General features: G+C 70.4%; 25 protein-coding genes and 3 pseudogenes. 17 read left to right on the forward strand and 11 right to left on the reverse strand.

Annotation, left to right across the window (positions count from 1 at the left end; genetic code table 11):
* Positions 1–103 precede the first annotated feature (103 nt).
* From ACZ52J_RS36695 to ACZ52J_RS36715, 5 genes are all read left to right on the forward strand, one after another.
* Positions 104–517, forward strand: coding sequence for an SDR family NAD(P)-dependent oxidoreductase (locus ACZ52J_RS36695; protein ID WP_465625068.1), 414 nt, complete (start codon positions 104–106; stop codon positions 515–517).
* Positions 518–1,003: 486 nt separating this feature from the next.
* Positions 1,004–1,153, forward strand: coding sequence for a hypothetical protein (locus tag ACZ52J_RS36700; RefSeq protein WP_465625070.1), 150 nt, complete (start codon positions 1,004–1,006; stop codon positions 1,151–1,153).
* Positions 1,154–1,193: 40 nt separating this feature from the next.
* Positions 1,194–1,850 (forward strand): NADPH-dependent F420 reductase, encoded by a 657-nt coding sequence (locus ACZ52J_RS36705; protein WP_465625072.1) that lies wholly within the window; start codon positions 1,194–1,196, stop codon positions 1,848–1,850.
* Between the two features lie 311 nt (positions 1,851–2,161).
* Positions 2,162–2,590 (forward strand): nitroreductase family deazaflavin-dependent oxidoreductase, encoded by a 429-nt coding sequence (locus tag ACZ52J_RS36710; protein ID WP_465625074.1) that lies wholly within the window; start codon positions 2,162–2,164, stop codon positions 2,588–2,590.
* Between the two features lie 41 nt (positions 2,591–2,631).
* Positions 2,632–3,555, forward strand: coding sequence for an NADP-dependent oxidoreductase (locus tag ACZ52J_RS36715; protein WP_465625076.1), 924 nt, complete (start codon positions 2,632–2,634; stop codon positions 3,553–3,555).
* A gap of 103 nt (positions 3,556–3,658) precedes the next feature.
* Here ACZ52J_RS36715 and ACZ52J_RS36720 read toward each other — a convergent pair whose 3' ends face one another.
* Positions 3,659–4,030: a nuclear transport factor 2 family protein gene (locus tag ACZ52J_RS36720; protein ID WP_465625078.1), complete on the reverse strand. Its 372-nt coding sequence runs from the start codon at positions 4,028–4,030 to the stop codon at positions 3,659–3,661.
* A 147-nt stretch (positions 4,031–4,177) separates the two neighbouring features.
* Positions 4,178–4,864: an alpha/beta fold hydrolase gene (locus ACZ52J_RS36725; protein ID WP_465625080.1), complete on the reverse strand. Its 687-nt coding sequence runs from the start codon at positions 4,862–4,864 to the stop codon at positions 4,178–4,180.
* Between the two features lie 240 nt (positions 4,865–5,104).
* On the opposite strand from ACZ52J_RS36725, the gene ACZ52J_RS36730 reads away from it, so the two are divergent.
* Positions 5,105–6,049 (forward strand): DUF5996 family protein, encoded by a 945-nt coding sequence (locus tag ACZ52J_RS36730; RefSeq protein ID WP_465625082.1) that lies wholly within the window; start codon positions 5,105–5,107, stop codon positions 6,047–6,049.
* A 5-nt stretch (positions 6,050–6,054) separates the two neighbouring features.
* Here the strand turns inward: ACZ52J_RS36730 and ACZ52J_RS36735 are convergent, their stop codons facing one another.
* Positions 6,055–6,414: a UBP-type zinc finger domain-containing protein gene (locus tag ACZ52J_RS36735; RefSeq protein WP_465625084.1), complete on the reverse strand. Its 360-nt coding sequence runs from the start codon at positions 6,412–6,414 to the stop codon at positions 6,055–6,057.
* Between the two features lie 236 nt (positions 6,415–6,650).
* Here ACZ52J_RS36735 and ACZ52J_RS36740 point away from each other — a divergent pair, with 236 nt between their 5' ends.
* Both ACZ52J_RS36740 and ACZ52J_RS36745 read left to right on the forward strand, forming a co-directional pair.
* Positions 6,651–7,559, forward strand: coding sequence for an NAD(+)/NADH kinase (locus tag ACZ52J_RS36740; protein ID WP_465625086.1), 909 nt, complete (start codon positions 6,651–6,653; stop codon positions 7,557–7,559).
* A 12-nt stretch (positions 7,560–7,571) separates the two neighbouring features.
* Positions 7,572–8,527: pseudogene (locus ACZ52J_RS36745) on the forward strand (GlxA family transcriptional regulator).
* Positions 8,528–8,777: 250 nt separating this feature from the next.
* On the opposite strand, the gene ACZ52J_RS36750 reads toward ACZ52J_RS36745, so the two are convergent.
* Positions 8,778–9,497, reverse strand: a complete 720-nt coding sequence (locus ACZ52J_RS36750) for an alpha/beta hydrolase (protein ID WP_465625088.1) — start codon at positions 9,495–9,497, stop codon at positions 8,778–8,780.
* Between the two features lie 189 nt (positions 9,498–9,686).
* A complete protein-coding gene (locus ACZ52J_RS36755; RefSeq protein WP_465625090.1) occupies positions 9,687–10,382 on the reverse strand; it encodes an MBL fold metallo-hydrolase in 696 nt (231 codons plus the stop codon).
* A gap of 214 nt (positions 10,383–10,596) precedes the next feature.
* Here ACZ52J_RS36755 and ACZ52J_RS36760 point away from each other — a divergent pair, with 214 nt between their 5' ends.
* The 3 genes from ACZ52J_RS36760 (at position 10,597) to ACZ52J_RS36770 (ending at position 14,858) form a co-directional block, all read left to right on the forward strand.
* Positions 10,597–11,196 carry a DNA-3-methyladenine glycosylase I gene (locus ACZ52J_RS36760; RefSeq protein WP_465625092.1) on the forward strand — a complete coding sequence of 200 codons (600 nt, stop codon included), beginning with the start codon at positions 10,597–10,599 and terminating at the stop codon, positions 11,194–11,196.
* Between the two features lie 833 nt (positions 11,197–12,029).
* Positions 12,030–14,168, forward strand: coding sequence for a SpoIIE family protein phosphatase (locus tag ACZ52J_RS36765; protein ID WP_465625094.1), 2,139 nt, complete (start codon positions 12,030–12,032; stop codon positions 14,166–14,168).
* A gap of 69 nt (positions 14,169–14,237) precedes the next feature.
* Positions 14,238–14,858, forward strand: coding sequence for a hypothetical protein (locus ACZ52J_RS36770; RefSeq protein ID WP_465625096.1), 621 nt, complete (start codon positions 14,238–14,240; stop codon positions 14,856–14,858).
* 207 nt (positions 14,859–15,065) lie between these two features.
* On the opposite strand, the pseudogene ACZ52J_RS36775 reads toward ACZ52J_RS36770, so the two are convergent.
* From ACZ52J_RS36775 to ACZ52J_RS36790, 4 genes and pseudogenes are all read right to left on the reverse strand, one after another.
* Positions 15,066–16,749: pseudogene (locus tag ACZ52J_RS36775) on the reverse strand (ISAzo13 family transposase); the annotation flags it as partial.
* Positions 16,750–16,919: 170 nt separating this feature from the next.
* Positions 16,920–17,222 (reverse strand): hypothetical protein, encoded by a 303-nt coding sequence (locus tag ACZ52J_RS36780; RefSeq protein ID WP_465625098.1) that lies wholly within the window; start codon positions 17,220–17,222, stop codon positions 16,920–16,922.
* A 24-nt stretch (positions 17,223–17,246) separates the two neighbouring features.
* Positions 17,247–18,368, reverse strand: a complete 1,122-nt coding sequence (locus ACZ52J_RS36785; RefSeq protein WP_465625196.1) for an IS630 family transposase — start codon at positions 18,366–18,368, stop codon at positions 17,247–17,249.
* 88 nt (positions 18,369–18,456) lie between these two features.
* A complete protein-coding gene (locus ACZ52J_RS36790) occupies positions 18,457–19,212 on the reverse strand; it encodes a hypothetical protein (RefSeq protein WP_465625100.1) in 756 nt (251 codons plus the stop codon).
* A gap of 765 nt (positions 19,213–19,977) precedes the next feature.
* Between ACZ52J_RS36790 and pspAA the strand changes: the two genes are divergently transcribed.
* A complete protein-coding gene (gene pspAA / locus ACZ52J_RS36795) occupies positions 19,978–20,256 on the forward strand; it encodes a PspA-associated protein PspAA (RefSeq protein WP_465625198.1) in 279 nt (92 codons plus the stop codon).
* Positions 20,257–21,270: 1,014 nt separating this feature from the next.
* Here the strand turns inward: pspAA and ACZ52J_RS36800 are convergent.
* Positions 21,271–21,705, reverse strand: a pseudogene (locus ACZ52J_RS36800) (replication-relaxation family protein); the annotation flags it as partial.
* On the opposite strand from ACZ52J_RS36800, the gene ACZ52J_RS36805 reads away from it, so the two are divergent.
* Positions 21,640–22,131, forward strand: coding sequence for an ImmA/IrrE family metallo-endopeptidase (locus tag ACZ52J_RS36805; RefSeq protein WP_465625212.1), 492 nt, complete (start codon positions 21,640–21,642; stop codon positions 22,129–22,131). The pseudogene ACZ52J_RS36800 and the gene ACZ52J_RS36805 overlap by 66 nt on opposite strands.
* Before the next feature lie 154 nt (positions 22,132–22,285).
* Positions 22,286–22,930: a dihydrofolate reductase family protein gene (locus ACZ52J_RS36810; RefSeq protein ID WP_465625102.1), complete on the forward strand. Its 645-nt coding sequence runs from the start codon at positions 22,286–22,288 to the stop codon at positions 22,928–22,930.
* Between the two features lie 407 nt (positions 22,931–23,337).
* Here ACZ52J_RS36810 and ACZ52J_RS36815 read toward each other — a convergent pair whose 3' ends face one another.
* Complete coding sequence (locus tag ACZ52J_RS36815) at positions 23,338–24,771, reverse strand: hypothetical protein (protein ID WP_465625104.1); 1,434 nt, start codon at positions 24,769–24,771, stop codon at positions 23,338–23,340.
* A gap of 207 nt (positions 24,772–24,978) precedes the next feature.
* On the opposite strand from ACZ52J_RS36815, the gene ACZ52J_RS36820 reads away from it, so the two are divergent.
* The 3 genes from ACZ52J_RS36820 (at position 24,979) to ACZ52J_RS36830 (ending at position 26,172) form a co-directional block, all read left to right on the forward strand.
* On the forward strand, positions 24,979–25,269 hold the full coding sequence (locus ACZ52J_RS36820) for a hypothetical protein (RefSeq protein WP_465625106.1): 291 nt from the start codon (positions 24,979–24,981) through the stop codon (positions 25,267–25,269).
* Positions 25,270–25,323: 54 nt separating this feature from the next.
* Positions 25,324–25,488 carry a hypothetical protein gene (locus ACZ52J_RS36825; RefSeq protein WP_465625108.1) on the forward strand — a complete coding sequence of 55 codons (165 nt, stop codon included), beginning with the start codon at positions 25,324–25,326 and terminating at the stop codon, positions 25,486–25,488.
* Positions 25,489–25,998: 510 nt separating this feature from the next.
* Entirely contained in the window at positions 25,999–26,172 is a 174-nt protein-coding gene (locus ACZ52J_RS36830; RefSeq protein ID WP_465625110.1) for a hypothetical protein, read from the forward strand.
* Positions 26,173–26,226 lie beyond the last annotated feature (54 nt).

Here is a 26,226-nt window from a genome sequence, read left to right on the forward strand (position 1 = left end):
CCTCAAACGGGCCGAACACCGCGACTGGCCACCACCCGCTCCGGCCATCGTCACGATCGCCGGACCGGGCAGGACCTTAAATCACCGGCATTGGGTCTAGGCGGTGAACGTCGAGTCGGCACTGCTGCTCACCCAGGCGTTCGCGCCGGGAATGCGCGCGAACGGCTTCGGCAGGGTGGTCTTCATCGTGTCCAACACGTTCTGGCGTCCCGCGGGCGCGCACATGCTCGCGTACGTGGCGTCCAAGGGGGCGCTGATCGGCATGACCCACAGCCTCGCCGCCGGGCTCGGCAGCCACGGAATCGCCGTCACGGCTGTTGCCCCAGGACTGACTCGCACGCCGGCTACCGGCGTGGTGCCGACGGAGGAGTTCGAGGAGGTCGCGGCGCACCAGGCGCTGCCCCGCCCGCTCACCCCCGACGACACCGCATCCGTGGTGGCGATGCTCGTCGGCGACGACGCCGCCGCGCTGACGGGCCAGACACTGACCGTCGACGGCGGCCTGGTGACGAACTAGGAGCGCAGCCGGCGGGATCCTCACCATTGGACTCCCGCGTGCGAGATCGCCGGCCCCGACGGGTACGCGGAAGGTGTCGGGTTCGGTGCGTCGGCGCTGGTCTCATCTTGCGTGGCCAGCAGCCGGCCGCACGACGACCGGATTGTCGAGCACTTTCAGGTTCTCGATACCTACCGCGCCCCCGGTCGCGATCGGCGCCGTCCCCAAGGGCGCCAACGCCTTCCGGCACGTCCTCGGCGTCGAGGAATCGGCGAGCGGCCCGGTCCCCAGGAAGGTCGGCCCCGCCTTCGGCAGGGCCGCCGGACGGCCTGTCTCGCGCGAGGAGTCCCGGGCCGTGGTCCGCCGCCCACCTCGACGGCGGCGTGATCACCACCGGGAAGCCCGAGGACGTCGACGTGGTCGGCGAGGAGTACCCGCAAGACTTCCGGCTGGATACCCGACGGCCGCGACGCGTTCGCCAGTGCGCTCGCGATCAGCTGCGGGGCGATGCCCGACGGGCGGGCCCTGCAGACGTACATGGTCGCCGGGTACGACCGGCCCGCCTTCCAGAGCGTATGGGGCGGCACTATCGCCGGGAGCGGCCGGGCGGCCGACTTCACCACGCCCGACGACATCCGGGATATCTGGGACATCTGAGTTAGAACTGACTCAACGTCAACCGAGAGGAAGGCCGGAGATGACCACCGCAATCGTAGGCGTCGGCTACATCGGGCGTGTCGTGGCCCGGCACCTGGTGGCCGGGGGTGAAAGCGTCGTCCTGGCGGGGAAGGGCGCCTCGCGCGCAGAGGCGCTCGCGGACGAGCTCGGGCCGCTCGCACGTGCCGCCTCCGTGCAGGACGCGATCACGGGCGCGGACACCGTCGTGTTCGCGGTCTGGCTGGATGCCATGAGGGAGCTGATCCCGCAGGTTCGACCGCTGCTCGAAGGGAAGGTCGTCATCGACCCGTCGAACCCGGTCGCGTTCGACGAGAAGGGCCAGATCGTGCGGTCGCTGCCTGACGGGCAATCGGCCGGGTCAGTGGTCGCCGCCCTGCTGCCCGGAGGCGCCCACTACGTGAAAGCGTTCGGCACCCTCACCGCGGAGGTGCTCGCCGCGAACGCGAACCGCGCGCCGCGGCGTGCGGCGCTCTTCTACGCCACCGACGACGAGAACGGCGCGGCGACGGCCGGACGGCTGATCCGCGCGGCCGGGTTCGACCCCGTGAAGGCCGGCGGCCTGGCCGCCGCCGCCCGCATCGAGGCGCCGGGAGGCGACCTGGACCAGTTCGGGTTCAACGGCGAGGTCGTCGACCTCGACCAGGCGCGCGCCGCTGTCGACTCCACCCACCCGTGAATCCAGACACGAAGGCGGCTCGCCCAGGTGCGGCAGCTGCCGGCCAGGCGTGAGCTCGAACTCGGCGACAGCAGCAACCCCGGGCCCTCGCCCGGACGCTTTCGATCACAAGCCGAGTCGGGCGACGGCATGGCGGCGTCGTCGCCGATGGGACCGGACCGGTCGAGGCGCGGCGCGGGACCCGGGTTCGCCAGGGGCGTCGGTTCCGCCGGATGCTGGAGAAGGCCCGGGTGGGCTACGTCCCGACCGCTGTGTCCCTGCAGCTCATCCTCCCAGCGCATGGCCCGGATTGTGGACGACAGGAGTCCGACATGAGCGAAGCAGTCGACTGGAACGCAAAGACCATCGCAGAGTTCCGAGCAAACGAGGGCAGGGTCGGCGGGGTCTTCGAGGGCGCTCTGCTGGTCCTCGTCCATCACCGCGGCCGCAAGAGCGGCCGGGAGCACGTCACCCCGATGATGTACCTCCCGCACGACACCGAGCCGGACATCGTCTACGTCTTCGCAACCAAGAGCGGAGCACCCACCAACCCGGACTGGTATCGCAACCTGATCGCCGCCGGTGAGGGCACCATCGAACGCGGAACCGCGACCTACCGGGTGACCGTCCGCGAACTTGTCGGCGCCGAACGCGACCGCATCTACGCCGAGCAGGCACGGCGGTACCCCGGCTTTGCCGAGTACGCACGCCAGACTGCCGGAATCCGCATCATTCCCGTGCTCGAACTCCGGCGGGCGTAGCCAGAGCCCTGCCGGCTTCAGCAGGTCGAAGGAGAGAGATCATGCCCAGGGCGGTCAGGTACGACGAGTTCGGTGGGATCGACGTGCTGCGGGTCGACGAGGTGGAACGCCCGGTGCCCGGGGACGGGCAGGTCCTCGTACGCGTGAAAGCGGCCGGCATCAACCCCAGTGAGGCGGTCATCCGAACGGGGGCGGTGGCACAGATGTTCCCGTCGACGTTCCCGTCCGGACAGGGCAGCGACCTCGCCGGGGTCATCGAAGAGGTCGGAGCCGGGGCGGCCGGGCTCTCGCCCGGCGACGAGGTGATCGGCTTCAGCAACAAGCGGGCCTCCCAGGCCGAGCTGGTCCTGGTCGAGGCCGGTGACCTCACGCCCAAGCCGGAGAAGGTCTCATGGGAGGTGGCCGGCAGCCTGTACGTCGTCGGCGTCACCGCATGGGGTGCGGTCCACGCCGTCCAGCCCGAGGAGGGCGAGACCGTCGTCATCTCCGGAGCCGCCGGTGGAGTCGGCTCGCTCGCCGTCCAGCTCGCCCGCCGCACCGGGGCCACGGTCATCGGCCTGGCGAGCGAGAGCAACCACGACTGGCTGAGAAGCCACGACGTGATCCCGGTCGCGTACGGTGACGGCGTCGCGGACCGCATCAGGACCGCCGCGCCCGGCGGCGTGGACGCCTTCATCGACACCTTCGGCGACGGGTACGTCGAGTTGGCCCTCGCCCTCGGCGTCGCGACCGATCGGATCGACACCATCGCCGATTTCGCGGCCGCCGAGCGGCACGGGGTGAGGACTGAGGGAGGGATCGCGGCCGGGCCGGGCGCCAAGGTGCTCGCCGTGCTTGCCGGCCTGATCGCCGACGGACGTCTCGAGGTGCCGATCGCAAACGTCTACCCGCTGGCGCAGGTCCGCGAGGCCTACACCGAGCTCGAACGCCGCCACACCCACGGCAAGATCGTCCTCAGGCCCTGATACTCGTCGTTCGGCCCACGGGCCAGGGGTGACGGGCTCAGGCTCACACGGTGGCAGGCGGGCGGCCGGGACTTCGCTTGGCCGGTCCTGGCCAGACCGCGCGCTAGGACGGTTGGCTGCTCCCGCCGACGAAGGTGTAGAGCTCGATGATGACACCGTCCTTGCAGCGGGCGATGTCCATGCCGGCCACGACGGGCGGCCGGCCGGCGGGGCCGTAATGGAAGGCGAGGTGTCCGAGGTCGTCGTTGACGGAGACGGGGCCGTCGGGCCGCATGACCCAGCCCGGGGACTGCGCGAGCAGCTCTGCGGCGCGCCGGGCGAGCGCCTCGCGGCTTCGGTGTACGCGGTCGGGTTCGTGCCACACGACGTCCTTGGCGTAGGTCACCGCGATGGCCGCGTTGCGGCGCTCGGCATCCGGTTCATTGAAGACGTCGAGAAGGTTGCGGCGCATCAGGTCCGCGACGGTGGTGTTCATGGGCGGCCCTTCGGTCACGCGACCCGTGCACAGGCGCCTCCCGACCCGGATCGTGGTCGACAGGCGCAGCGTTACGGTGGAGCAGCCCAGCGCACCGGATGACGCCGAAGGGCGGCAGACCGCGCGGGGGCTGCTGCGGCGCCGGCTCTATGCCTCAAGGGTCTTCGCGGCGTCGCGGATGACGTCGAGGACGAAGTCGGGGTGCGAGAGCATGGGCACGTGGCTGCTGTCGACGGCGTGGGTCTTCGCGCCCATCCGCTCGGCGGCGGCCCGCTCCAGATCCGGGTTCACGGTGCGGTCGTTGTTCGCGACGACGTACCAACTCGGCTTCGTGCGCCAGGCGGTGCCGGGGACCTGCTGGGTGAACAGGTCGGGGACCGGCACGGCGCCCGTCGCGAGGACGAGCTTCTGCTCAGCTGCTGGCAGATCGCCGCAGAAGTCGCCGACGCCGGACTCGAGGAGCCAGATCCGGCCGTCGGCGATGTCGATGTGGTCGAAGACGGGCGTGCGCGCGAACTTGTCCTGCTGGTCCTGTGAGGTCTCGTCCTCGTCGGGGGCGAGTGCGGCGAGGTAGACCAGGGCGCCCACGCGGTCGTGGGTGCCGGCCTTGGTGATGAGGGTGCCGCCGTAGGAGTGGCCGACGAGCACGACGGGGCCGGGCACGTGGTCGATGGAGCGGGTGACGCATTCGACGTCGCCCGCGAGCGAGTCGAGGCCGTGCTGCGAGGCGGACACCTCGTGCCCTTCGGCCTGGAGCGCGGGGATGAGCTTGCTGAAGCACGACCCGTCGGCCCAGAGTCCGTGGGCGAAGACGATGCTGGCCTTGCCGGTCATGATTTCCTCTTCTCGCAGGCATCAAGCGACGGCAGCAGAACTACACACGGCGTCCACACTATTACTCTCAGCGGTGAGCCGCGACCGCCTCTCGATCCAGGACCGCCCCCGAAGCCTGCGACGCAGCCACCGACCTCTGCGACCAGCTCGCCCTGTCGGCCGCTGGGTCCGGCCACCGCTGCGCGTCCGGACCACCGTGGTCATCATGGAACTGCGGCCGACTGGCAGGAGGGCTACTCGATGGAGCTGTTCCCACCGATGCCGCTCGCCGAGTGGCGGGACACGAAGGAGACGCTGCACCGCTTCACGCAGGTGGTGGGCAAGATCCGCCTGGCGGCGAGCGTGCGGCGCAACCACTGGTGGAACGTCCCGTTCCACCTCACCGGGCGTGGGATCACCACCCGGCCCATGGGACAGGTCGACGGCAACCCGATCTTCACCATCGACTTCGACTTCGTCGACCACCGGCTGGTCGTCGCGACGGCGGACGGCGGGACGGAGTCCTTCCCGCTCCTCGGCCAGTCCGTGGCCTCGTTCTACCGGCAGACCCTGGAGGCGCTGGCGGCGCTGGGTATCCGGGTGGAGATCAGGATTCCCCGGCCGTACCGGCTGGCCGACTCTGCCCGGCCGTTCGCCGAGGACTTCGAGCACGCGACCTACGATCCCGTCTGGGCGAATCGCTACTGGCAGGTGCTGGGCCAGGTCGGGCTGGTGCTGGAGGAGTTCGCGGCGCGCTTCTCGGGCAAGGTCAGCCCCGTCCACCTCTTCTGGCACTCGCTCGACATCGCCCACACCCGGTTCTCCGGACGCGTCGTCGACCAGCCACCGCAGGTGGACCCGGTGACCCGCGAGGCGTACTCCCGGGAGCTGATCAGCTTCGGGTTCTGGTTCGGCGACGCCGACCTGGGCGAACCGGCCTTCTACTCCTACACCACTCCCGAGCCCGCGCACCTGGCCGAAGACCCGCTCAGGCCCGCATCGGCCCGGTGGATCGTGCTCAACGACAGCCACCTGGCGGTACTGCGCTACGCCGCGGCCCGTACGGAGGCCGATCCGAGAGCGACCGTACTCGCCTTCTACGAGAGCGCGTACCAGGCCGGAGCCGTCCGCTCCGGCTGGGACGTCGACTACCTCGCTTGCCCGGGTGGAGTCACGGACCCGCGTCTGCCGGCCCCGCCGCTCTGAGCGCCTCAGTGCAGGTGCAGCTGCCAGTCGGCAGGGACCTTGCCTCGCGGGCCGGGCGTCGGCTGCGAGGCCGGGTGCGCGGCGGGCGGTGCCAGTTCCGGTCCCTCGTAGTACTGCTCGGTCTCGACGTTCCACAACCACGCCTCACCGGGCTCGAAGCTGGCCAGGAACGGGTGCCCCGCCTCTCGGGCATGCCTCGTGCCGTGTTGCGAGGGTGATGAGTCGCAGCAGCCGATGTGCCCGCACGCGGCGCATCGCCGCAGGTGGAACCACCACCCCGGCCCGTCTCCCGCCAGGCACTCCACACACCCGTCTCCGCTCGGCTGCGCGGAGGGATCAATCCCCCGGATTGGGCTGTCAGTCATCGGACACGCCTCCCGATGAAGGCTCGGCCGGTCGCCGGTTCGGCACACCGACACCGAAGCCATGGCACTGTCTGTCCCAATCCCAACCAGCCGGCTCGCACAGAGATTCCGTGACGAGCAACAGCGGGCGGTCCAGTCTCACAGAGTCCATCCGCGCCGACCGGAGGCGATGCGGACCGGCGTGATCACGCGGGCCCGGCGGTGACCGTGACCTTGAAGGTCGCGACCGGCTGTGCGTGACTGGAGGGAGCAACAGTGGCCTGGCCGACATCGAGGTGCTCCGGATGGGATTCATCGGCACGGTGGGGCTGGTACTCCACCCCGAGCGCACCTGCGCGCCCACCGTGGAGGCCGTGGTCGGCTGGAGCCGGGCCCGGGGGACGAAAGTGCTGGGGCTGGCGGCGGAGGTGGCACGGATCGGCTGCGAGGCCATTCCGGTCGAGGCCGAGGAGATGACCATCACCGCCGACCTGCTGATCAGCCTCGGCGGGGACGGCACCATGCTGCGCGCCATGCGGCTCGCGACCGGGGGCCACGCACCGGTCCTGGGCGTCAACGTCGGACGCCTGGGCTTCCTCGCCGAGGTCGACATACCGGAACTCCCTGCCGCACTGGATGCCATCGACGCCCACCGTTTCACCGTGGAAGTCCGCTCCGGCGTCCATGCCCGCTTCGGGGCAGCCCAGGAGACGGCACTCAATGACGTCGTGCTCCTGCGCAGCCCGGGACACAAGTCCGCGGCGGTCGCCGTACGGGTCCTGGGCGAGCCCTTCGTGGCCTACACCGCCGACGCGGTCGTCGTCGCCACGCCGACCGGCTCCACCGCGTACAGCTTCTCCGCCGGCGGCCCCATCGTCTCCCCCAACGCGGAGGGACTGCTGATCACCCCCGTGGCTCCACATGCCGCGTTCAACCGCTCCGTGTTCCTCTCCAGCGGCGAGCGGCTCGACCTGGAAGTCCTGCCGAACAGCGGCGACCTCGCCATCGAGGCCGACGGCCTCCTGGTCGGCCACGTCTCACCGGGCGATGTCGTCGAGGTGACCATGCTGCCCGCCGCCGCACGCGTCGTGCGACTCGGCCACACCACGTTCTACCAGCGGGCCCAGCGCAAGCTCCGGCTCACCGGCTCGGCGGAACACGGCTGACTCTCCGGTCCCATGGGCGGCAACCACCACGTGCTCGTGGTGGCGCTCGAGAACGTCCTCGCACTCGACATCGGGATTCCGTTGCAGGTCTTCGGGAGCTGGCCGGACGGGCCGTACTCGCTGACGGTGTGCACGGAACGGCCCGGGCTGGTCCCGATGCACGGCGGCCCGGTGTTGTCCGTCGCCGACGGGTTGGAGGCCCTTGAGACCGCGGACACCGTCATAGTCCCGGGGTACTTGGAGCCAGACCCGCCTTCGGTTGCGGTCACCGCCGCGCTCGCGGGGGCGGCGGCCCGCGGCAGCCGAATGGTGTCCACCTGCTTGGGGGCGTTCGCCCTCGCCGCCGCCGGCCTGCTCGACGGCCGCCGGGCTACCACGCACTGGCGGTACGCCGCAGCGCTGGCCAGGCAGTACCCGCACGTGACGGTGCAGCCGGAGGCGCTGTACGTCGATGAAGGCAAGGTGCTGACCTCGGGCGGCGTCGCCGCGGGCCTCGACCTGTCTCTGCATCTCATCCGTCGCGATCACGGCGCCCGTCTGGCGAACCAGCGGGCCCGCCTGCTGGTCACCGCCCACACCGCATCGGCGGTCAGGCCCAGTTCGCCGACCTGCCGGTGGCCCCGGACGCCTCCGACGGACCGGCGCCGGTGTACGAGTGGGCCCTGCACCACCTGCACCAGCCGCTCACCGTCGACCAGTTGGCGCGCCAGGCCGGCATGTCCCGCCGCACGCTCATCCGTCGCTTCCACGCCGACACCGGCCGGCCGCCCATGCGTTGGCTGCTCGACGCAAGGCTCGGCCTCGCACGGGAGCTCCTGGAATCGAGCGACCTGACGGTCGAAGCTGTCGCACGGCGCTGCGGCCTCGGCACGCCGGCCAACTTCCGGACCCTCTTCAAAGCACACGTCGGGGTACCACCGCGCACCTACCGCGAGACGTTCAACCCCGCCGTTTCGAAGAGCCGTTGAGCCTCGGCTCCCGATAGACCGTCGCAAGTCGCGAACGCGCCTCTCCGCACCAGGCAACCGGACAGCCCGCACTTTCGCATGGCAGGTCCGCACCGACACGGCGACGGGCCTCGAAGGCCTGCGCGCGTCTGTCGGCTGTGCCGGTGGTGCCGGGTCGAACGGGGGCCTACACGGCGAGGGCCGGGTTCACGCGCAGCGGGACGAGCGCGGTGCTCCAGGCGATGACCGCCGTTGTCGGCGAGGGAGCTGCTCAGGACGCGTTGTTGGCCTGAGGGTGGAGCTGTTCGGCGATCCAGGATGCCGCGAGCGTCGTCCACGTGGCGGCATCGCCGGCACCCTGGGCGAGACCGAGACTGTGCGGGCCGTGGGCGAAGACATGCACGGCGTGCGGTACCTCGTGCGCGGCCAGTGCCGAGGCGAGCCGGTAGGTGTGCTCCGGCGGGACGTAGCTGTCTTCGGCGGTGTGCCAGAGAAAGAAGGGCGGAGACGCCGTGGTCACCAGCGCGTCGAGCGATGTCGCGCGGCGCAGGTGCGGTGCGGGGTTCTCCCCGAGCAGGATCAACCGCGCGGGTCGGTAGGTCTCGGTCTCCATCGATGTGATCGCGTAGCCAAGGACGGCGAACTGGACGGACTCACGTTGATCGTCGCCGGGTGCGAGTGCGGCCAGGCCCGCAAGATGCCCGCCGGCCGAGAAGCCGATCACCCCGATGCGATCCGCCCCCTGTGCGCGCCTGCGGAGGATCTCGGCCCTCAGAGCCAGGAGGGGTTCGGGGTGCCGCACGTGGAGCGGGTACCGGAAGACGCTCGCCGACAGGCCCAGTGCGGAGAGCCACGCAACGATCGGCTCCGCCTCGTGTGGGGCATGCGACGCGTAGCCCCCGCCCGGCAGGACGATCAGATATGTCGTCGTGGGGTGCACCCGCTCGGCGCGTCCGCGAGACGCTGGTGCCGTCTCGAATCGATTGCTCATGCCAACCTCCGCCCTTGCTCACGGACGCACGCCGCAAGCGGCCCTCTCCACAAGGCTGTCCTAACGTCATCGCCACACCGAGTTCCTCGATATCACGCGAACAGGTGTGGGGTGCAGTCGTGTGGCAGCTCCCGGCCCGGCACTCCGGATGGCACCGCCGACCTGCCGCGTGGTACGGGACGATCGCTGCTAGAACCAGCCGCCCCCAGCGGCGGCGATGGGGTCGGCCCCCGGCTCGCGCAGGGCGTAGATCGTCTTCGCACCGACCCACAGGAGGGTCCTGCCGTAGGGGAGGTCGGAGTGGCGGTCGACCATCGTGTTGAAGAACTCGGTCCCGGAGGAGCACTCCTCCAGCGCCGCCTCGGCGTCGTCGAGATACCGGCGGGTCTCGGCGATGACGCGGGTGGCATCGTCGTCGAGGTCCTTGTTCTTGTGGCCGGCGACGATGTACCGAGGCGCGAGGGCCTCGACGGTGCTGATGGCGTTGCGCCAGGCGTCCAGGCCGCCTCCGGCCGACTCGCAGATGTACATGTGGGCGCCGTTGTAGAGCGCGTCGCCGGCGACCACGAGTCCCAGGCCGGGGACGTGCAGGACGCTGGTCTGCTCGGTGTCGGTGTGGCCGACCTCGACGAGGTTCAGATCGTGCCCTTCGAGGGGGAGGGTGTTGTCCGGGACGGTGACCGCAGTCACCGGGGCGTCGGGGATTTGCCCTGGCCAGAGCTTGTCCCAGGCGAACGGCCGGGCCTCCACGTTGCCGTGCATGACGGCGATGGTGCCTGCGGTGGCCACGACCGGCGCGACGAACCGCTTCGCTCTCTCTTCGGCGCCGGTCGCCGAACCTGGGGGCCCGGGCGCGGGAATCCTCTCGACCTCGACCGTGATCATCAGGCACAGCGGGACGCCGACCCGCCAAACGCACCCGATTCACGCGCCCGCGGACGCGTGGTGACGTCGGCTGCTGACGACTGCACGGGATGACGTGGCTTGCGTTTCGTCGGAGGGTGTTCGTGGACGGGCACGGTCGGAACTGGGTCCCGTTGCGGAGAGCAGAGTCGGCGGGGGTTGGCATCAGGCGCAGGGCAAGAGGCTGGAGGGCCGGATGAGCAGCGACGTGATCATTGGATACGACGGGGAGCCGCGCTGCGCGTGGGCGGGCGCCGAGGACACCGCGCTGAGCCGATACCACGACGAGGTGTGGGGGACCCGCACTCGTGACGAGTCAGCGATGTTCGAAGCGCTCACCCTCGGCGTTTTCCAGGCCGGGCTCAGTTGGAAGGTCGTATTCAACAAGCGGGACGCGTTCCGTAAAGCGTTCCGGGGCTTCGACGTCGCAGAGGTCGCAGCGATGACGGACGCCGATGTCGACCATCTGGTGGACGACGCCTCGATCATCCGCAACCGCAGCAAGATCGAGGCCACCATCAGCAATGCGCACGTCATTCTGTTCGCTTCGCCGAGCCTGCTGGTGCTCGCGAAGTCCTATGAGAGGACCCGCAAGCGGGCTCCCCGGTCCTACGCCGAGCTGCCTACATCGACGCCGCAGGCGGAGGACCTCGCCAGGCAGTTGAAGGCCCAGGGGTACCGCTTCGTCGGCCCGACGAGCGTGTACGCGTTCATGCAGAACGTGGGTGTGATCAACGACCATCTCCACGGCTGCTTCCGCGCAGCTGACTACCAACCCGCGCATCGGAGCGAGTGAAAGCCTGCCTCCGTCAAGAGCGACGGCCACGCGGCCGACGCCAGTGGGGCAGGGGGCCCGAGACGGCATCCGTGGCGCTCGGGCGCAGGTCGACCCCGGTAGTAGCCCCGCTCGTCGAGTTGGCGACCGTGAGGAGCGAGAGTGTGGCCAAGGGGACGCCCACCGGGCCGAAGTAGGTGCCGAGCAGCTTCGTGGCGAACGCCGCGGCACCCACCAGCAGAGTCAGCGCAAGTGCCAGGGGCAGCAGGGGTGCGGGCACCGCGCCCAGGACAGGGCCGACCAGCGTTGCAGCCAACGCCGGCAGCGACGCGAAGCCAGCTATCAGGGCGAAGCGGTGCCGCAGGGCAGAGGCGGGGCTGTTGCCGACCGAGGGCCACGGGGGTCTGGGGGCTTGCCCGCGGCCCAACCACTCGGTCGATCAGCCCTGACGTGCCTTGAACCGCGGGTCCCGCCTGTTCATGCAGATGGAGCTCGTGGGCGGCGGCTTGGCTCGTTGGCGTCGTCCCTGCGCACGCGAGGCGCCGCAGGGTCGGATGGTGAGCTCCCTACGCCCGCGGGGCCGTGCAGAGCGCTCCGCCTGGCGGCCGTTGTGCGGTCGCCGACGGGGACAGAATGTAGCGGGCGGTGTCCGCAAGCGGCTGCGGGAGAAGCCGAGATCACGCCCGTCATTGATGAGGGAAATCGTGCACCTGCTGGCGGGCGGGGCTGCCTGAGCTGTCCAGCGGGCCTGCGCGGAGAGACGATAGAGGGCACCGAGACGGAAGGCGAGGTCGAGCGACGGGGCCGGATCGGACGAGGCCGCCAGTATCGGGCGGGCGGAAGGAAGGCCGGGAATGAGCGCCTCCGATGCGGGCCAGCCCCTGGTCGGCAGGGTGCGGGCTGCGGCGTCCGAGCCCGGTGGCCTGCTGGACCTGCTGGGTGTGGCCGCATCGGTGTTGGACGCGGATGGGCGGGTCGTCCTGTGGAGCCCGCAGGCTCAGGATCTCTTCGGCTGGAGGGCCGAGGAGGCGCTTGGCCGGTACGCGGCCAAGCTGCTGGTCGCCGAAGAGAACCGGGGTCTGATTCTCGAGCTGTTCGCCGAGGTGATGGGTGGCGGCGGGCGTTGGGCGGGGGTGTTCCCGGTGCGGCACAAGGACGGCAGCACCCGGCTGGTGGAGTTCCGCAACATGCGGTTGCAGGACGAGCGCGGCCGCCTCTATGCCTTGGGGATCGCCACCGACGAGGCCACGCTACGTGGCGTCGAGCGCGATCTGGCCCTGTCGGCGCGGCTGGTGGCCCAGTCCCCGATCGGGGTGGCGGTGCTGGACACCGACTTGAGGTACGTCCTGGTCAACCCGACACTGGAGCGCATCAACGGCCTGCCGGCCGAGCAGCACCTCGGTCGCGATGTCCGCGACGCGCTGCCGTTCCTCGACACCGGGGTCGTCGAGTCCGCGATGCGCCGGGTACTGGCAAGCGGGAAGCCGCTGGTGGATCAGTTGACGGTCGGCCGCACGCGTGCCGATCCGGACAGCGACCACGCCTGGCGAGCGTCGTACTTCCGGCTGGAGGACTCAGCCGGGCGGGTGATGGGCCTGGCCGTCTCGGTGGTGGACGTCACCGAGCAGCACCGCGCGGCCGCCGAGGCCGCCCGCGCCCGCCAGAGACTGGCACTGATCGCCCAGGCGTCCATAAGGATCGGCACCACCCTCGACCTCGGCCGGACCGCCCAGGAACTGGCCGACTTCGTCATTCCCGATCTCGCCGACGTCGCCGCGGTCGACGTTCTCGACTCGGTCCTGTGCGGACGCCCGCCCGCACACGGGCCGGTCGCGGGGCCGGTGACCCTGCGGGCCCTGGCCGTGGCGGCGGCCTACCCCTCCGACGCCTTGCGCGCCGCCGATCCGGTCGGGGAGATCGCCAAGTACGACGCCGACCGCCTGGTCACCCGGTGCGTGACCACCGGCCGTCCAGTGCTCGTGGCCCGCGTGACGGGCGAGGACCTGCCTGGCATCGCCCGAGACGGCGAGGCCGCGGCCGTGCTGGCCCGAGCAGGCCTGCACTCCTACCTGGCGGTGCCGCTGATCGCCCGCGGCGAAGTGCTCGGCGCCCTGGACCTCAAGCGCGTGCACGATCCGCTGCCGTTCGGCGAGGACGACATCGTGCTGGCCGAGGAGCTTGCCGCCCGCGCCGCCGTGTGCATCGACAACGCCCGCTGGTACCAGAGTCAACGCAACACGGCACTGACCCTGCAGCGCCACCTGCTGCCGCACGTGCCCACGCGGCCCGTCGGTCTCCAGGTCGCCTCCCGGTACCAGCCCGCGGGACGCGCCGCGCTGGCCGGCGGCGACTGGTTCGACGCCATCACGCTGGCCGGCGACAAGACCGCCCTGGTCGTCGGCGACGTGATGGGCCATGACATCAACGCCGCCGCCAGGATGGGCCAGCTGCGCACCGCCACCCGCACTCTGGCCGACCTCGACCTCGCCCCCGCTCAGGTGCTGCACCACCTCGACCGCGTCACCGTCGAACTCGACGAGACCACCGCCACCTGCGTCTATGCCGTCTACGACCCGCACCACAGGCGGTGCCGCATCGCGCTGGCCGGCCATCCGCCCCCCGTGCTGGACCGCCCCGGGCGGGCCCCGGTGCTGCTGGAGCTGCCCCCGGGCGCGCCGCTGGGCGTCGGAGGCGTCCCGTTCCAGTCCGCCTGCGTGGAGCTGGCGCCCGGTGACCGGCTGCTGCTGTACACCGATGGCCTGGTGGAGACCCGTGACCAGGCCATCGACACGCGCCTCGATGCCCTCATCGGCCTGCTCCGCGGGCCCAGGCTCCCGCTGGAAGCAACCTGCGACCGTCTGCTGACCGCCCTGCGGCGGGCGGACGACGACGATGACGACGTGGCCCTGCTCATCGCCGAGGTCGACTCGGCGCCGGGTCCAGTCGGATCAGGGTCTGCCGCTCCGGTCGCACCGAAGGCGTTCGGCGTGTGATTCGGCGTGTGAGCGGTGGGGAACGCGCCGGCACGGGAGCCGCTCGCTGCGGTGGGAGAGCATGCCGTCATGGACATCGAATCGCTTGTACGCACCCGCCGCGCCTTGCACGCGGTCGCGGAGCTGGTCCTGGCCGGACCGCAGTTCCGAACCAGTGGCACGATCAGGCTGCGCGCCTCCCTCGGAGGTTTCGCCACCAGAGCCGAGCCGAACATGCAGGTCGTCGGTGCGGATCTGGTGGCGTCCGGACAGCGCCTCTTCCTGGAACGGACCACCTGCGCCGCGCTGGCGGCTGCGATCGGGGTCACGGTCGGTGCACCCGCGGGGCTGTACCAGGGCGGATCCGGTGTCGGCCCCGAGGACGTGATCGAAGCCGATCCGCAGCCGGCGCACTGGATCGCGCAAGGCTTCGCGGTCGGCGACGCCGCACTGCGCCGGATGTTTCCCGGGGCGGATCCGGTCATCTGGCCCGAGCACTTCGACATCGGCGTGACCGTGGCCGCGGTCAACTACGGGGTCTCCCAGGGCGACGACTTCCAGGCTGAGCCGTATGCCTACGTCGGCCCGCACACCCGGCAGCAGGGGAAGTACTGGAACGCGCCGTTCGGCGCGGTGGCCACGGTCCGCGAGCTCGGCGGCGTGGACGGCGTGCTGGCCTTCTTCGAGCAGGGCCGTCAGCTGGTCGATTGATCATCACTGACGGCCGCCGCGCCGGCCTCTCCTGGAAATCTCGGCAGTCGGCCAGCAGCTCGATGATCGGAGCGAACGCTGCCATGTCGCGCTCCTGAACGCAGGCATAGGAGATGCCGCAGCACTCCCAGCGTGCCAGCACCGGCGTCCGCGATCTCCGCGGGAGTGGCGACCAGCAGGTAGGGACCTGGGAGCCGTCAACCAACTACTGCCTGATTTGATGTTGCTCTCGTGGTCGGTGATCGCGTTCTGGAGGGCCTCGATCGTGCGGGGTGGGCGGGTCCGCCGGGGATGGGCGAGGGCTGCGGCGATGTCCGGGGCGGCGAAGGCGAGCAGTGGCCTGGTGCGGTGTGCGTGGTAGTTCGGGCTCGTGGGTACTCGGCCGAGCAGTTGGGCGGCCAGGGTCAAGGTGACTGTGTTGCGGTGGTGCAGGACGGCGACCAGCACGCGGTGGCGGTGGTCGAGGAAGCCGACCCCGGGGTTGTATCCGCGCCGGTTGATGCCCTTCCTCTTCTCGCGCTCGGCCTCGGCCAGCACCCGGCGGAAGGGCTCGAGTTCCTCCACGAGCCGGTCGAACTGCTCGCGGGACATGCCGGTCAGGGCCGGATGCGTGAGCAGAAAGGTGGCCTCGGCCGGGATCGAGGGTGCCTTCGCCTGCTCCGGCTCGACTGACGGTGCCTGTTGGGGGTCGTGTGGGGCGAGGGTGTAGTTCCACTCCCCGTGGAAGTCGTCGCGTTCGACACGCTGCAGGATCGCCGTGCGCTCGGCTTTGGTGAGCGTCCGACCGGTGGGGTAGGCGTTCTCATCGAGGACGGCCTGGAGGTCAGCCCGGTGCTGGTGCGGGTGGCCGAGATGGTCTGCAGCAGCACTTCGTAGCTGGTCAGCGGCTGACCGCGCAGGCTGTGGGTGATCCGGGAGAACAGCCGGTGTTCGACCTTGTTCCATTTCGAAGTCGCCGGCGGAAAGTGCATGACCGTGACGCTCAGCCCGCACTCGTCGGCGAAGGCTGCCAGATCTGTCTTGAACAGGTGGGAGTCCGCCGAGTTCGCTCCTCCGGAGTCGGCGGTGACCAGCAGGCGGGTGGCGCCGGGGTAGTCGAGGCGCCCCTGGCGATTCCACCAGCGGCGCAGGGACTCCACCGCGAAGGCCGCGGTGTTGCGGTCGGTGCCCACGTTGACCCAGCCGATGTCACGTCCCAGGTCGTAGGCGCCGTAGGGAATGGCTATCGGGGTGTCCGGGTCCAGGAAGTCGTGGTCCGGGGCGGTGATCGGCCGGCCCTTGGGGCGGTAGGTGCGGCCCGCCCGGGCGAAGTCGCCGATCGGCTCCTTCTTCTTCGCGTCCACGCTCACCACCGGCAAGCCCTGAGTCAGGAGCTCCTCGACCCTGGTGTTGATGTGCCGGAACTGGGCGTCACGGTCAGGGACTTGGCTCCCAGCACGAGTCTTGACCATGCCCTGGAGGCTGAAGCCCATCGAGCTCAGCAGCTTGCCCACGGCCGTGGCGCTGATCGGATGGCCTGCAGTGGTCAACTCCCGTGCCAGGTCACGCAACGAGGCTGTGGTCCAGCGCAGTGGGGAGACCGGGTCGCCGATCTCCTGCGGCTCGATCAGGGCCTCGAGTGCCGGCACCAGGCCAGGGTCACGGCGGCCGGCCTGCGTCCGCCGCCGGGGCGGCGAACCCGTCCCAGCACCGGCGCACCGCCGGCGAGCTCGTCGCGTCCCCGCGCAATGGTCGACTCGGACACTTCTGCCAGCCGGGCCACCGCCGCGACTCCGCCATGGTCCAGCGCCTCGGCCTCGGAAGCCAGATACAAGCGGCGCTGCCGCTCGTCCAGGTGCGGCAGCATCGCCGCCAACTTCGCATCCAGTGCTGCCAGAGTTACTTCCGTCATCCCCACGGAATCCATCTACCACGTCACAGGCCGGAGCAGGGCCGAATCAGGCAGTAGTTAGTTGACGGCTCCCTGAAGGATCCGCTCCGCCGTGAAATACGGGATGCGGCGGCGCATAGTGCTGTGAACGCATAGGTTCACCGGGTTGCTGCGTGCTTGTCGAGGGCGGCTCAGCGATCGACATCGGAGACTGGTCCGACCTTGGTGATAACTCCGGTCCACCAGTCCGGTCGATCGGTGGGCTGCCACGAGACTTCCAGCTGTCGGTGGGTCAGCTCTTCGGCCCTGCGGTGGAGTGCAGCCTGTGCCGTCTCGGGCTCGCATGAGGGCGCGGGATGATCGAGAGCGCCGTCGGCGGTGCCGCCAGGTGCTTCGAAGTAGATGTCGAACCGCCACCGGTCTGGCGTGCGGTAGAGCACGAGGGTCTTCGGAGTCCCGAACGTGCGCCAGTACGGCTTCCTGCTGCTTCCCATGGAGGAAGTATCGGCGGCAACTGGTCAGGCAGCGGTAGCCAGTGCTCGTCCGCCCCAGCGCATGCCCTTCTCGCTGCGGATGCGGGCACGTTCGCGGCGCTGGGCGGTGAGAACGTCGGGGTGGCGGGCGTTGGCGTTGCGCCAACGGAGGTAGGCGTGCAGCGCGCGGGTCTGGACGGTGTGGTTGGGGTGGTTCGAGTTCGCCAGCGTGAACTGCCGCAGCGGTCCGAAATGCGCCTCGATCGGGTTCGCCCAGGAGGCATTGGTCGGGGTGAAGCACAGGTGGACGTTGTTGTTGCGGGCCCAGCAGCGGATCTTCTTGCCGTTGTGGGCGGACAGGTTGTCCAGGATCACGTAGACCGGGGCACCGTCCGGGCGGGCAGCCCGGATCGATCGGAGCGCGGCGAGACTGTTGATGGTGCCTTTGCGACCGCGGTTGACGCCCCACAAGGTGTCATCGCCTATCGAGTAGCAGCCGTGAAAGTAGGTCACGCCGTGGGTGCGGTGGTAAGTCGCCGGAAGGCGGTCGGGCCGACCCTCGTTGGCCCGGCAGGAGCCTGCGGTGGGGCGGATACCGAGGGGGCCGAACTCGTCGAACGCGAACGTGCGATCGGGGAAGCGTTCCAGGATGTGCTCGATCCGGTCGAGCTTGGCGTCCCGGTCTGGGTCGGTGGACTCCTTCCACGTCTTGGTGCGCTGGAAGGTGACGCCGCGTCGGGCGAGCAGGCAGCGCAGGGCCTCACGGCCGATGCGGATCACCCGGCCGTGGACCTTGCGCAGGTAGGCGGCGAGCTCGCGGATCGACCAGCGGGTGAAGGGCTGCCCGAGCTTGGCCGGGCGGGTGGTGGCCGTCTGGACGACGAAGTCCTCGTCGTCAGGACTGAGCAGGCGGGGACGGCCTCCCGCCCAGCGAGGGTCCAGGCAGGCCAGACCGATCTCGTTGAAGCGATGGATGACATCGCGCACCGTGTCCTCGTCGGCCGCTACCAGCTGGGCGATGACCGGCACGCGGTTCCCGCCGGCCGACGCCAGGAGCATCATCGCCCGCCGGTAGCGCACCGAACTCGTACTGCCGCGCCGCACAATCCGCTGTAACTGCTGGCCCTCCTGGTCGGTCAGTCTCCGAACCTTGACCGGCTCCGCCACCATGCCTCCCCGAATCTCGGATGTCCCCCACATCCAACCGGTCCGGACGGTGCCACCGCCAACCCGGCGAACCTATGCGGTCAGAGCACTAGCGGAGCGCGTTCGCCAGCGACTGGATCAGGATGCAGGTGAACCCGACGCCCCAGTCGTCGCGGTCGTCGCAGCGCAACTCCCGGTCACTGAAGGCGTCCAGCAAGTCCTCCAGCGGGACGACGGTGCCCTCGGCGGCGGGCTCCGCGACGTGCAGCACCTCGATCGCTCCCTCGCGGACGAGCCGGACCAGCGGGGCGAGGTCCGCCGCCACGTACGCCCGCAGTTCCTCGCCCTCCAGCCCGGACGGCAGATCGGCGAGGATCCCGAACGGTCCGGTCAGCCAGCCGCTCGCTTCCATCGCACACACCCAGACCCGCTCCTCGTCCTCCGTCAGGTCCACCTGATGGATGGTGGGCTGGGCGTCCGGAGCATACGCCCGGGCCTCCCAGCGGCGGTGCCCCTCATCGGTCGCCCGCAGGGAAAGGGCCGGCAAACCGGACCACTCGTCCCACGGCCACACCCACGTCTGCGGGTCGGCGACCAGCTGCTCCAGTTCCGTGCCCGTCACCTCCGGGCTGTCCTTCTGGACGAACCTGGTATCGAGGGCCCGGCGCACCGTCAACCACCCGCCCGCGACCAACCGGAGCACCGCCTGCGCCAGCTCCGGCACCCGCTGCGGCTGCTCCTCCGGCGAGCCCGCCCAGCGCAGCACGGCCGTGACGTGCCGCGCGCTGCCGCGCGGGGAAAGGTCGGCGACAGCGCGCCGGACCAGCACCTGCTCGGTGACAGTCAGTTCATCCCAAGTCTCCACGGCAGGCGATCCTGGCACACTTACCCGCTCCGACCCGCAGGGTTTTCGCCCGGAGGGCGGCCCGGACGGCGGGGTGTGGCAGGGGCGAGGACGGCGGCCGGACGACCGACCGCCACCACGCTTGATGACACGAGCGAGGCACCCTGACCGGCCCGGCGAGGACGGCACCGAGCCGGACCGGGGCCAGGCGGCCAGGACGGCGGCGAGCAGGACACCGACGACACCGAGCAGGGCGTCGACGAGCGGCCCCCGGACAGCGGCGAGCGACGGCGACGACCACCCCGGCGCCCCGACCGCTACCGACCCGGCCCAGCCCAGCCCAGCCCAATGACCGGTAGAAACCGAACACCGACCCCCACCACCACCCCACACCCGGCCATTCCAACCCGAATTCAGAACACCACCGGGAAACCCACCAGCAAAACCAAAGACGAGAAATCCACGCCCGATCACCGGGCGAAACACCCATCAACCCGCCGAGCACCCCCACACCACCCCCGACCCCACCCACCACCACACACAGTCACCACACCCCATCCCCACCAACCCCCACCACCACCCCCAACAGGCCCAACCAAAGGACCAGACAACCCGCGATTCAAGCCCACCACCCCCACAACCACCAACAGGTCACACCCTCCGGCTCGTATGGGTGAAGAGGGTCCGCCACGCGCGAACACGGCAGCCACACCAGTGGAAGAGCGATGGGATGAGGCAGTGCTCCGCCACCCTGGCGGGAACACCACTCAGAGACGGGAGACCAGCGTGATCACGCGCATCATGGGCGAAGGCCAATTCAAGCTCGCCGACAGCCACTTCCCCGAGCTCAACCAGCTCGACGACGAGCTCCTGGAAGAGATGGAAAGCGGCGACGAAGAGGGGTTCCGGAAGGCCCTGGGAACCCTCCTGGACGCCGTCCGCCGCCTGGGCACCCCCCTGCCCGACGACGCCCTCGAACCCTCCGAACTGATCCTCCCCGCACCCGACGCCAGCCTCGACGAAGTCCGCCAGATGCTCAGCGACGACGGCCTCATCCCCGGCTGAACCCCACCCTGCTCGGCCCCCGAACGCGCCACTCGAGGGCCGAGCCCACCCCCAACACCGCACGTCACACCCTGCGATCCCTGGGCGGGTAGAGCTTCGCGTGGAGCACCCGCACCTCCCACCACGGATCATCAGGGGCGGAAACCAGCGCGGCGACCTGCTCGCGCTTGGTCGGAGCGGGCAGCACCAGCCGACCCGGATCCTTCTCGGCGCGGTCCCGCTCGCACTGCGGGCACTCCAGCCGATCCGGTCCAGCCTCCTCCCCAACTCCAGCACCGAGCCTTCCTTCCCGCCGATCGAGCCCCGGCACGTCCAACACGGGCGCAGCAACGCGTTCGCGGCTCGGGCGGCCTCCAGCTGCTCTTCGGCCTCCCGTTCCAGCCCCTCGGTGTGTTCCTGGTGGCAGGGCCGGCAGCGGCCGCCGGGTCGGCGGGTCCACTGGCCGCTGCCGTACACCCAGGTGGTCTCCTCCTTGGGGACGTCGCCGCAGTCCACGCAGGCCAGGGTCCGCATCAGATCGCGGTGCTCCTGGCGGGCCTTCTTCTCCCGGGCCTTCTGGCGCTGGTCGTAGGCGGCGCGGTTGTTCGGGTTCTCCAGCGCGTCGAGCAGGGAGTGCCGTCCGGCGCGGCCGTAGCGCCACCACACCGGCCCGAGCGGGCCGTGCTCGGTCAGCAGCTCGAGGGTGGTGGCGATGATGGGCACGGCGTCGTCGTACTCGCGCCAGCCGTCCTCGTTGTAGTCGCGGACCTCCCTGCACCACCGGCCGCCCCACGTCTGCGCCGACAGGTCCGCCACGGCCTCCTGGCGGTTGGCCAGCGCGACCGCCCCGGCGTCGGTGACGACCAGCGCGACGGGCGGGTACCCGGCCCGGGTGTGGGTGCCGGGGTAGGCACGGCGCCACCAGTGCACCGTCCGGTCGGCCGGCTCTTTCTCGGCGAGGGCCGGGTCGTTGTCGCGGACCTTGGTGCGGAACAGCTCGCGGTACCGGGAGAACTTCGCGGCGACGTCGGCCGGGGCCATGGTGGAGCGGTCGACCTCGACCATGAGGACCGGCACCCCGATCTCCGGGGCCTGCCACACACCGTCCGGACGCACCTTGCGCCGCCCGCCCGGCAGCAGGAACTCGGTCTCGGTCGACCAGGACCGCACGGTGCCCACCCCGCCCGCGGCCCCGGACGCGCTGCCGCCGAGGACGAACGCGGCAATCGTCTCGTTGACGGCCATCGCGTGCTGGGCACCGGAGCGCCCGGCGCCCCGGGCGGTGCCACCCATCTCCGAGCGGACCATCCCGAGCACCGCAGCGGCCGCGTCCAGCCCGGCAGCGCCTTCGAGCCGCCAGGCCTTGTGCCGGTCCCTGGTGTTGCCGTCCGAGGCGACCAGGCCGTGCAGCGCGAGATCGCCCAGCGCCTGCCGAACCGCCTTGTTCGACGCCGCGCCAGGACGCAGCAGGCGCTGGAGCTGGTCGGCAGTGGCGACCTTGAGGACGCCGAGCGCGCCGAGGACGTCGGCGCGCAGCGCAGTGGTCGAGCCGCCCGGTTCGCCGCCGCCTTCCTGATGCCCCGCACCGCCGTCCTGGCCGCGATGCTCCGCAACGCCACACCCGAGCGCATCGCCCTCGCCAAGGACACCTGGGGCGTCCCCGCCACAGCACTCCTGCGCCGCCTCCACGACCTGGACCTGATCCCGGAATGGCCGTTTCGCCATGGCCTCCGGCACCTCACGTACAACGCCGTCAACACCAATCCGCACGCGGCCCCGGAGAACAGCCTTCTGCTGCCCAGGGCCATCGCCCTCCTCCACCACCGAGGACTGCGAGAAGCCGCCGAGCAGACCGCTCTCGCGCTGGGCGAACCGGGACACCAGCCCGCCAGCTGAGAACCCGTCTTTGAGCCGCCGAGCAGCAGGGCTGCTTCTTGACGCGCCTTGGAAAAAAAGTTGTGGGCCGCTGTCGATCCGGTCGCGTCCCGTTCGACGTCATGATGTGCGGCGGCTCGCCGCACGGTGACGCGACAACCCGACGAGGAACCACGTGGATCAACTGCTGAGAGTCATGAACTTCAACGTCTCGAGTGACGGAATCGGTGCCGGTGAGCACCAGAGTCTTGAGAGTCCGTTCGGCCACGACCATCCCGAGAGGCTGTTCGCCTGGGCCGGAGCCACGGCGAGCTGGCCCATGCGCACCGACCCTGGGGGAAGCCGGGGCCTCGACGACTACTTCACGCGAGACTTCGCACACAACATCGGTGCCGAGATCATGGGCCGCAACAAGTTCGGGCCCCAGCGCGGGCCCTGGCAGGACCATGAGTGGCGCGGCTGGTGGGGGGAGGAGCCCCCGTTCCGCACGCCGGTGTTCGTCATGACCCACCACACGCGTCCGTCGTTCACGCTCTCCGACACCACCTTCCACTTCGTCGACGGCGCCCCGGCCGCGGTCCTCGAACAGGCGCGGGAAGCGGCACAGGGCCAGGACGTCCGACTCGGCGGCGGTGTCACCACCATCCGACAGTTCCTCGACGCCGACCTCGTCGACACCATGCACGTGGCGGTCTCACCGGTGAAACTCGGGTCCGGACTACGCCTCTGGGAGTGCCCCGACGAGCTGCTCGACCGGTTCCACCTGGAGGTCGTGCCCAGCCCGAGCGGCGTGACGCACCACCTGTTCTGGCGAAGGTGACGCGAGGACCCACTCGGGTCGGCTGAAACGGCTGGCCAAGCTGACACCTGCAGGCCCCGCCTCGATGGCCGCCGCCCTCACGGGCGGCGGCCATCCCACGAAGCAACGTCGTTTCTCACGCATTCACGGCCCCGCGGACCGCCCATCGACGCTCAAACCGATGGACAAACGGCTGCTGCTTGAAGCTCACAAAACGCGGCCCCGCGGGTCAGGTCAGCTGCTGGTTGCGGGGCGGGTCAGCCCATCACGGTCTCGGCATGGCGCGTGAGCGCGTCCAGGAGCGCGGTCTGCTGGTCGGTCAGCTTCCCGTCGGCGCGGGCCCCGCCTGCTCTCGGCCCCAGGCACGGGTGCTTCGGAGGTCGCGGAGTTGACCGTTACTCGGTCCTGTATGCGGAACCGAGTAACGGTCAGGTGTTCCGGGTCCACAGCGTGGCGGTAACGGTCATCCCCTGCTGGTCGCTGCCGGGCTTGGCTATGACTTTGAACCACGCCACCGAGTCCTTCGCGGTGATCGCGCAGTAGGCGGAGCCGACGGTGACTTTGCTGAGCGGCGCGGGGTTGGGCATTCCCTGGCGCATGGCGTTGTCGCGGCACTGGTCCGGACCGGGTTCCTGCGCCGAGGACGTTCCCCAGGCCTTGAGGTTCGGGTAGACCATGGTGACCGAATTGAGGGTGTAGCAGGGCTGCCGGATCGTCAGGTCCGCCGGGGAGTTCACGACACTCATGACGTCATCCGGGTCCAACGCGGCCCCGCGAGCCGGATTGAAGTCCATGATGGCTTGCTGACACATCCCCTCTGGCGGCGGAACGTTGATGGTCGAGTCCCGGTACCGGGCTGTCCATCCCGGTGCATCGGCTTGCGAAGCGGCCGGGGGCTGGGACAAGGGCAGGGACGGGGTCGGGTTGCCGGTCGGGGTTGCCGGGGTGGTCACGGCTGGCTGCGGGGCGGTGGTGGCGAGGCCGGAGGGAGCCGGCTGTCCGGTAGGTGGGGCGGCCTGAACGGTACTGGGCGTACCCATGCCGTGAAGAAGCAGGGTGATCCAGATTCCCGCCGCGCCGAGCAGGCCGAGCAGCACGCCGATCAGGATCCACGGAGCCCGCCTGGAAGCCGTCGCGGACCCGGGCCAGGTGGTGCGGCCCGTTTCGTGCTGGGGGAACCGTGCCGTGGGGGTGGCCGGCACGGGCTGCGGCCACCACGGAGGCACCTGTTCCCGGGCGGGAACCCGCAGGTCAGGGTCGTCGAGAAACCTGAGTTCTCGAGGCAGCAGTTGCTCTGCCTGCGCGGCCTGTGCCCGGATCAGGTGCCGTTCGGCCCCGAGACGCTCGGCCGCCAGTTCCGCGGTGCGCAGTCGTTGGTGGGCTGCGGTCGGCGTCGTCTGCCCGGACCGGTGCAGCCGCTCGAGATGGCTTTTCAATATCCAGATCTCGTAGTAGGCGTGGGACAGCGCGGCGTCTTTGCCCAGGCCTTGTCTCACCAGGTCGAAGATCTCGCGTAACTCGGCGTTGTTGCTCACCTCCATCACGGCGCCGTACAGGCTGAGGGTGATTTCGCGGACGTCGAACGTCAGCGGTCCGCCGGCGGCTTTCTCCACATCGGTCATCAGGAGTTCCATGAACCGCCACGGCCAGGTGCGCCCGCCGTTGGCGTAGCGGGACGCGGTGGACTTGGGGATCCCGTGCCTCTTGTTGAACTCGGAGCGCGTTTTCATGCCGGCCTGTTGCAGCATCTGCTCGATGTGCGTGTTCAGGGCCCGCTGCGCTTTGGCATGCGGCGTCGCGACGATTTCGCTTCCGGCCGGTTCCTCTCCCTGGACGTCGCTACTGTGGTTTTCCGGTTGCACCGCGTTCCTCCCCATCGGTGGCCCGGGCCAGGCCACGAACCCGGGTTCCCGGTCGGCAACCCGCTGGCGCAGCAGCCTACTTGGGTACACCGAATGTCTCCGGAGCGGTTCCCCTTCCGCAACCGCCCCTCTGGCACCCAGGCTCGGTGAACGTCCCGCCGGTCAGCGCCGGGACGTTCACCGAGCACGTTTCCGGGAGGAATGTTCATGCTGCCCGTGTCCCTGTCGCGAGCCCTGTTCGGGCCCGCTCGCACGACCACCATCCTGGCGAGCGCGATGCTGCTGCTTGTCGTGCTGCTGGCCAGCGCGCCATCCCTGCTCGTGCTCTCCTTCAACAGCACGGGGCCCGCACGTGTCCAGAAACTGGTCGAGCTGATCACCGACTGGACTCGTGTCCTGATCGCCACCGATGGCACCACCCGGCGACCCCACACCCCGCCCCCCACGAAGCGCCGACGGCGCCGGGCCGGCGGCCCGTCCCGCCGCGCCAGGTCCTGATCCGTCTTCGGGCGAGCGGTGCGGTTCACAACGGCGGGATGAAGGAGCACTTTCGTGTACGGGGATCTGGAGACCGACCACGACGTCCTGGTGACGCTCCACCGCTTCGCGCTGGCGACCGCCGAGCAGCTCCACCAGCTGCACGGCGGCGCAGCCGGGATCAAGCAGACCCAGAAGCGCATGGCCCGGCTCCAGCCGAGGGCCTGGCCGAGTTCGTGACCCTGCCGCAGGCCGGCCGGGCGAAGGCCTGGCACCTCACCGCGGCCGGCTCCGCCGTCACCTTCCCCGAAGCCCTGCGCCCGACCTCCCCGGTGTCCGGCTCGGAGAAGCCGACGGTGCGGCACGGACGCGAGCACCTGCTGGACGTCGGCCGGATCCACGCCGCCTTCGTCACCGACGCCCGCACCCACGGCGAGGCCTGCGGCCCACTCGACCTCCTCCCCCACCCGGAACTGCCCGCCGGCGAGGGCGGGGTGTACCGGCCCACCGCCCACCTCGCCTACACCACAGGCCGAGGCGACGACCGGCACCGCCTGCGGGCGTTCATCGAACGCCACCGCCCCGGCACCGGCGACGAACAGACCGCGGCGCAGCCGGCGGCCTGCGCCCGGGTCTGGGAGCAGACCCGGCGAGGACGGTTCAGGTCGGGCATGGGAGCGGCGCTGGCGCTCCTTCCCGCGGCTTCTGGTGGTCCTGGCCGGCACGGCGGCCTCCGCGGTGCGTTCGGCGGTGGCGGACCTGCGACTGGCCGCCGAGGAGAACCCGGCCGTCGCCGCGATGCTGGCCGCCGTCCCGGCCGGCGTCGCCCGGATCGAGGGCCTGGTCCAGTGCGGACCGGCCGCACCGATCTGGCACCCGCTCGGCGGCCGGGGCGGGCGAGCGTGCGGGTGGACGGAGCTGTAGAAGGAGGCGGAGCGGAGCCGCAGGTGGTCTGCCGCCGGCCGTCCCGTGCCGCTG

It is taken from the genome of Kitasatospora sp. NPDC034035, assembly GCF_055575755.1.

Coding starts and splice junctions, on each gene's coding strand:
- ACZ52J_RS36710 (WP_465625074.1), top strand. CDS start 2,162: ATGAGCGAAGCAGTCGACTGGAACGCAAAGACCATCGCAGAGTTCCGA.
- ACZ52J_RS36715 (WP_465625076.1), top strand. CDS start 2,632: ATGCCCAGGGCGGTCAGGTACGACGAGTTCGGTGGGATCGACGTGCTG.
- ACZ52J_RS36760 (WP_465625092.1), top strand. CDS start 10,597: ATGAGCAGCGACGTGATCATTGGATACGACGGGGAGCCGCGCTGCGCG.
- ACZ52J_RS36765 (WP_465625094.1), top strand. CDS start 12,030: ATGAGCGCCTCCGATGCGGGCCAGCCCCTGGTCGGCAGGGTGCGGGCT.
- ACZ52J_RS36770 (WP_465625096.1), top strand. CDS start 14,238: ATGGACATCGAATCGCTTGTACGCACCCGCCGCGCCTTGCACGCGGTC.
- ACZ52J_RS36820 (WP_465625106.1), top strand. CDS start 24,979: ATGCTGCCCGTGTCCCTGTCGCGAGCCCTGTTCGGGCCCGCTCGCACG.
- ACZ52J_RS36725 (WP_465625080.1), bottom strand. CDS start 4,864: ATGACCGGCAAGGCCAGCATCGTCTTCGCCCACGGACTCTGGGCCGAC.
- ACZ52J_RS36705 (WP_465625072.1), top strand. CDS start 1,194: ATGACCACCGCAATCGTAGGCGTCGGCTACATCGGGCGTGTCGTGGCC.
- ACZ52J_RS36720 (WP_465625078.1), bottom strand. CDS start 4,030: ATGAACACCACCGTCGCGGACCTGATGCGCCGCAACCTTCTCGACGTC.
- ACZ52J_RS36735 (WP_465625084.1), bottom strand. CDS start 6,414: ATGACTGACAGCCCAATCCGGGGGATTGATCCCTCCGCGCAGCCGAGC.
- ACZ52J_RS36750 (WP_465625088.1), bottom strand. CDS start 9,497: ATGAGCAATCGATTCGAGACGGCACCAGCGTCTCGCGGACGCGCCGAG.
- ACZ52J_RS36700 (WP_465625070.1), top strand. CDS start 1,004: ATGCCCGACGGGCGGGCCCTGCAGACGTACATGGTCGCCGGGTACGAC.
- ACZ52J_RS36730 (WP_465625082.1), top strand. CDS start 5,105: ATGGAGCTGTTCCCACCGATGCCGCTCGCCGAGTGGCGGGACACGAAG.
- ACZ52J_RS36755 (WP_465625090.1), bottom strand. CDS start 10,382: ATGATCACGGTCGAGGTCGAGAGGATTCCCGCGCCCGGGCCCCCAGGT.
- ACZ52J_RS36780 (WP_465625098.1), bottom strand. CDS start 17,222: ATGGGAAGCAGCAGGAAGCCGTACTGGCGCACGTTCGGGACTCCGAAG.